The organism is Shewanella sp. AS16 (genome assembly GCF_021412365.1).
Taxonomy (GTDB): Bacteria; Pseudomonadota; Gammaproteobacteria; order Enterobacterales; family Shewanellaceae; genus Shewanella; species Shewanella salipaludis.
Genome location: NZ_JAKCLK010000290.1, coordinates 1 through 289 on the forward strand (window position 1 = coordinate 1; position 289 = coordinate 289).

At 49.1% G+C, this 289-nt stretch carries 1 protein-coding gene; it reads left to right on the forward strand.

Annotation, left to right across the window (positions count from 1 at the left end; translation table 11 throughout):
* Positions 1-38: 38 nt before the first annotated feature.
* Positions 39-289: 2-dehydro-3-deoxygalactonokinase (locus LZP73_RS20345; RefSeq protein ID WP_234236757.1), on the forward strand; the 251-nt coding region annotated here is incomplete at its 3' end.

Sequence of the window (289 nt, forward strand, 5' to 3'; positions counted from 1 at the left end):
CGAAGCAGTTGACGCCTGTTATCCACCAGCAGCAGACAATGCTGCATATCATTCCTGGCGTGATTAAAGAAGGTGAAATGCCCGAAGTGATGCGTGGCGAAGAAACACAAATCTTCGGTGCTATCTCGATGGAACCGGCCCTGCAAAACGCGATCCATCAGGGTATGCCAGTGCTGATAGGCTTACCCGGCACACATGCGAAATGGGCAGTAGTTGAAAACAACACCATTACCGATTTCCGAACCTTTATGACGGGCGAGTTATTTGATGTTTTATCCCGCCATTCGAT